The sequence below is a fragment of the Leisingera sp. F5 genome, from assembly GCF_001593695.1.
Genome location: NZ_LUKH01000152.1, coordinates 1 through 4,761, shown reverse-complemented (window position 1 = coordinate 4,761; position 4,761 = coordinate 1). Strand labels below are relative to the sequence as shown.

The 4,761-nt window shown below is 62.0% G+C and carries 4 protein-coding genes; 1 reads left to right on the top strand and 3 read right to left on the bottom strand.

Annotation, left to right across the window (positions count from 1 at the left end):
* Positions 1–238: 238 nt before the first annotated feature.
* Together A2I95_RS26130 and A2I95_RS26125 are read right to left on the bottom strand one after the other, a co-directional pair.
* Positions 239–1,531, bottom strand: a complete 1,293-nt coding sequence (locus A2I95_RS26130; protein ID WP_291734605.1) for an O-acetylhomoserine aminocarboxypropyltransferase/cysteine synthase family protein — start codon at positions 1,529–1,531, stop codon at positions 239–241.
* A 201-nt stretch (positions 1,532–1,732) separates the two neighbouring features.
* Positions 1,733–2,722, bottom strand: a complete 990-nt coding sequence (locus A2I95_RS26125) for a hypothetical protein (RefSeq protein ID WP_027259650.1) — start codon at positions 2,720–2,722, stop codon at positions 1,733–1,735.
* A 141-nt stretch (positions 2,723–2,863) separates the two neighbouring features.
* Here A2I95_RS26125 and A2I95_RS26120 point away from each other — a divergent pair, with 141 nt between their 5' ends.
* The gene (locus tag A2I95_RS26120; RefSeq protein WP_291734603.1) at positions 2,864–3,379 is read left to right on the top strand and encodes a hypothetical protein; all 516 of its coding nucleotides are present in this window, start codon (positions 2,864–2,866) and stop codon (positions 3,377–3,379) included.
* 117 nt (positions 3,380–3,496) lie between these two features.
* On the opposite strand, the gene A2I95_RS26115 is transcribed toward A2I95_RS26120, so the two are convergent.
* Positions 3,497–4,372, bottom strand: coding sequence for a hypothetical protein (locus A2I95_RS26115; protein WP_291734601.1), 876 nt, complete (start codon positions 4,370–4,372; stop codon positions 3,497–3,499).
* Positions 4,373–4,761 lie beyond the last annotated feature (389 nt).

The window sequence follows — 4,761 nt, the reverse complement described above, 5'->3', positions numbered from 1 at the left end:
CTGGCGGACCTGGGCGCCGAAATCCTGCCGTTCGAGAGCAAGCTGTTTGGTGCCGCCTACCCTTATGGCAACAAGATCGAAGCATTGCACGCGATGCCGATTGAGGCGGGCGAGCTGACCTTCAGTCATAACGTCTCGGTGGTTTTCGATATGACCGTGCCCGGCGGCGAGTAAATCGCGAAAACAGGAAAGGCCGGGCAGGGCGCCCGGCCTTTTTGTTGAATGGCGGTTGACCTGCTCAGCCGCAGGCTTTGGCCAGCGCCTGGTCCAGGTCACGGATCAGATCGTCTGCATCCTCGATCCCGATGGAGATACGCACCACGTTCGGGCCGGCGCCTGCGGCTTCCTGCTGCTCGGGTGACAGCTGCCGGTGGGTGGTGGAGGCCGAATGGATGATCAGCGAGCGGGTGTCGCCGAGGTTGGCCACATGGCTGAAGATCTCCAGCGCATCCACCAGTTTGATGCAGGCCTCATAGCCGCCCTTGACGGCAAAGGTGAACAAGCCGCCGGTACCCTTGGGATAGCAGGCCTGGGCACGCTCATAATAGGGCGAGGACGGCAGGCCCGCGTAGGTCACATAGTCAACGCGGCTGTCGTTTTCGAGCCAGGCGGCGATTTTCTCGGCATTCTCGCAGTGTTTCTGCATCCGCAAGGACAGCGTCTCAACGCCCATCAGCGTGTAATGCGCCCCTTGCGGGTTCATCGTCATGCCAAGGTCGCGCAGGCCGATGGCAATGCTGTGGAAAGTGAATGCAAGCGGGCCGAAGGTCTCGTGGAACTTGAGGCCGTGATAGGCATCCTCTGGTGCTGACAGAGACGGGAACTTGTCATTTGCCGACCAGTCGAAATTGCCGCTGTCGACCACGCAGCCGCCGGTCACGGTGCCGTTGCCAGTGAGGTATTTGGTGGTGGAATGCACAACCAGCGTCGCACCCTGGTCAATCGGCTTGCACAGGTAGGGCGTGGCAGAGGTGTTGTCGACGATGAGCGGGATACCGGCGCCATCGGTGATATCCGCCAGGGCGCGGATGTCGGTCACATAGCCGCCTGGGTTGGCCACGGATTCGCAGAATACCGCGCGGGTGTTTTCGTCGATGGCAGCGTTCACGGCGTCCAGATCATCGGTATCGACGAATTTCGCAGACCAGCCGAAGCGCTTGATGGTCTGGCTGAACTGGGTAACGGTGCCGCCGTACAGGCGGGTTGAGGCGATCACATTGCAGCCCGGACCCATCAGCGGGAACAGCGCCATGATCTGCGCCGCATGGCCGGAAGAGCAGCAAACCGCGCCAACACCGCCTTCCAGTGTTGCCAGACGTTCCTGCAGCACCGCGACGGTGGGGTTGGTCAGACGCGAATAGATAAAGCCGACTTCCTGCAGGTTGAACAGCGCGGCGGCGTGTTCGGCATCGCGGAACACATAGGCAGTGCTTTGGTAGATCGGCGTCTGCCGCGCGCCGGTGGCCGGGTCCGGCTTGGCGCCGGCGTGGATCTGCAAGGTGTCAAAACCGTATGTCGGAACGTCGGTCATGAATGGGTCTCCCTGAAAGCTCTGTTATTCCGGGCGCACAACAGCATGGCTGCGCTAGGAAGGCAATTGCGGGAATGCCGCAGCGGAAGGCTCCCGCCCGCCGCCGGCCCCTGGCGGCGCCGGGCCCAACTGCAAAGGGTCTCCGCCGGAGGCCCGTGAGCAGGTGGGAGCCCTGCGTTTTCTTAAGCCCGAAGGCCGGGATCAGCGCATCCAGAAGCCTTCGGATTTGATCCGGTTGCGGATTGCCTGTTCGCGGCGGGGCAGGTTTGCGCGGTCAAACAGCGCCCGCACCTTTTCACCGCGCCCCTGATAGATCATGCGCTTGATCGGCTCGTAGCCCTTCAGCACTTTCTTGATCCGGTTCGGCGCTGCGATCTCCTGCAGTATTTCCACCACCCAGTCGTTCTCCCGCGCGTAAAGCAGCGGAAACAGCCGGTAATGGCAGCTTGTTTGCCCGTCCAGATAACCGCCGGGCAGCGCATCGCGTCCGCCGCCAAAGGAGTGGATCACCAGTGGCAGCACTATCTGGTCCAGCCAGGGCTCCAGTGTCTGGCCGGTCAGCGCAAGCGGCGGGTCGTTGCGGACAGATTGCGCATAGACCAGGAACCGCTTGCCAAAGGCCCGCGGGCAGGCGCCGTAGAAGAAGCCTGCGTTGAAGTAGAGGTAGCGTTTCCAGTATTCATCCGGCTGGCTGAGGTCGAGGCTGGACAGAAAGTCGAGGCCGAAACGGCTGTAGAGCGATTGCCAGATCCCGCTGTAGCCAGGCCCGTACAGGGTCGGCTTGGGCCAGGTCCCCTCCACCCGCAGCGAGGCCGAAGGGCGGCTGAAATCAAACGGCACATCCGCCAGCTCTCCGGTGATCAGCGTGTCGGTGTCGAAAAACACAAACGGCTCGCCCTTGGGCATCGCCTGCAAGGCTTCGATCTTGTTACCGTAAGGGTAGGCGCCGCCGAAGGTTTTGTTCTCGAACGGCAGGATCTCGGCGCCCAAATCTGCCAGCGCTTGCAGAACGTCCTGCTTGCGGATGGCGGGGTCCTTCTCCCACAGCGGCCCTGGTTGCGGCACCGCCACAAACAACCGTCCGGAAAACCCGGGCGAACAATGGCGCAGCGAGGCGGCGAACAGCAGCGCCTCATACTGCAGCCGGCCGGCTTGGCCCACGATCATCACATTGAAGGGGGCATTTGCCATGGTTTTCCCCGTTTTCCGTCTCTTCCGGGCGGATAGGACTGCCTGATAGTTTAGCTACAAGCCTGCAAGGCGCCGCGCAACCGGCCTGCTGGCGATTACAAGCGGTTCTGTGCTGTTCAGGGCGCAGACCGGGGAGAGACAATGATGATTGACGTGATCCTGGCCATTTTTGCGGCATCAGCGCAGCCCAGTGTGCAACCCGGTGCGCTGGACCGCGCAGCCGCCGCCGCGCCGGCACAAACTGCGGCGGGGCAACCTGCATCAGCGCAAACGGGATTGGCAGCAGAGCCGCAACAGGCCACCGGCCGCTTTACTACCGCGCTCGAAGTGAAGCCGATCCTGGCAGCGACCCAGACCAACTGGATCCATGTGCGCGAATTCAACGGCCAAGATCTGCTTTATGTCACCCACCTGTGGTCCTGGCGCTGCGGGCTGGCGCAGGTCAAGCTGGGGGTGAACGGCAACCCGCCGGAGATCTGGCCGCTGCCGGATTGCCACCTTGAGGAAGGCTTCCCAAACATGATCAAGGACGAAGACGGGATGCCATACCGAAGCTATCCGCTTGGCTCCATCCAGCAAGTCGCGGTCGAGGTCACCTATGATGACCTGAGCAGCGAAAACCTGACCTTCGGCCGCAACGGCCAGCCTCTGCGTTAAGCGGGGGTTCCGCATCGCTTTGCTGCTGCTCTGAGAGCGCAATTGCAATCTGTTCACGCAGACTGCACAAACCGCGTCGAGGGTGCTGTTCAGCCGCGGCGCGGGGCTGGCCTGCAATCATGGCGCAATCAGGGTGACGCCGGGCATCCGCTGGATAACATAGAGGTCTTCCTCGTAACGCTCGCTCATCTCCTCCACTAGCGCGCTGGTCCAGCCGGGAAGGTCCAACTCCTCCTCCAGCGCGTCTTCCAGTGCGAACTTGTCCAGAAAGGCGGCATAGACACGGCGTTTGTGGATTTCCGTAAGATCCGGGTTTTCTGCAAGATAGGCGCGCAACCGCTCCACGCCGGCAGGCTGCATCAAGGTGGCCAGCAGGTCCATCCCGCCTGTGAGGGGGGCGTTGACCTCCATTCCGCCCAGATCCCGCAGCACCTGGCTCCAGATCAGCGGCAAGTCTTCGTAGCACCAGACAGTGACCGGCATGCCCGGCACCATATCCCGCATCTGCGCCAGCAGCCCGGACCAGCGCAGCTGCACCGGGTTGCAGTCCTTCAGGACGTTCCGCACAATGGTTCGGCTGGATTTTGCAAGCATCGCAGGCAGGAACGTGGCCGGGTTGCGCAGCGCCATGAAGATTTCCGGCTGATCATAGGGAAACAGCGCCTGCAGCGCCTGCAGCCGTTCACCCGCCTCTGGGTAAAGCCGTCCGCCCTGCAGCGCATGCCGCGGCGAGCCAAAGAAATGCGGATTGGAGAGAATCACCCGGTCTGCCTGGCGGTCATCCAGAATTGCGTCCCACAGAACCTTTGGCGCGTCCTTGGCGGCGCTGCCGTTCTTCATCGCCGCCAGGCAGTCCTTCAGCAAGGACCTGTAGCGGCCGGGTCCTGGCACTGCGGTGCCCTGTTCCGACAAAGCGCCGGCATTTTTCAGCAGCGCCTTCAACAGCAGATCTTCTTCAGTGGCATGTGCCCCGCAGTGAATGATGACCTGCATGATCCGACCTGTTTTTCCGGGTTTCTTGCCTACAGAAGTAATGCGGAGCGGCCAGGAGGTCAAATCTGCAGTTTGCGCTGATTTTGCGACGGGGGGCGTTGAGGGGGCTGTGGTGCTTGCCGAAGCGGCAAGCCTCTGTATTCAACCTGTCCCGCGGAGGGCAGCTGAGGGCGGTTTTGCGCATCCCGGCGAGGGGTTTCCGCAGTTTCGAAATTTGATTTTTCAAACCGGCTTGACGGTCATTCTGTACTTTAGTACCAGTCGCCCAGCAGGCCCGGCGGGGAAGACATTTTCCACTGGACACTCAGGGTTCATGGCCGCGCGCCGACCCCGGATCCGGAAGTTTGCGATTGTGAGTGCCCCCACACGGACTCGAACCGCGGACCTAC

Excerpts from the sequence above, each read along its gene's own strand:
- A2I95_RS26130 (WP_291734605.1), bottom strand. The coding sequence starts at position 1,531 with ATGACCGACGTTCCGACATACGGTTTTGACACCTTGCAGATCCACGCC.
- A2I95_RS26115 (WP_291734601.1), bottom strand. The coding sequence starts at position 4,372 with ATGCAGGTCATCATTCACTGCGGGGCACATGCCACTGAAGAAGATCTG.
- A2I95_RS26125 (WP_027259650.1), bottom strand. The coding sequence starts at position 2,722 with ATGGCAAATGCCCCCTTCAATGTGATGATCGTGGGCCAAGCCGGCCGG.
- A2I95_RS26120 (WP_291734603.1), top strand. The coding sequence starts at position 2,864 with ATGATGATTGACGTGATCCTGGCCATTTTTGCGGCATCAGCGCAGCCC.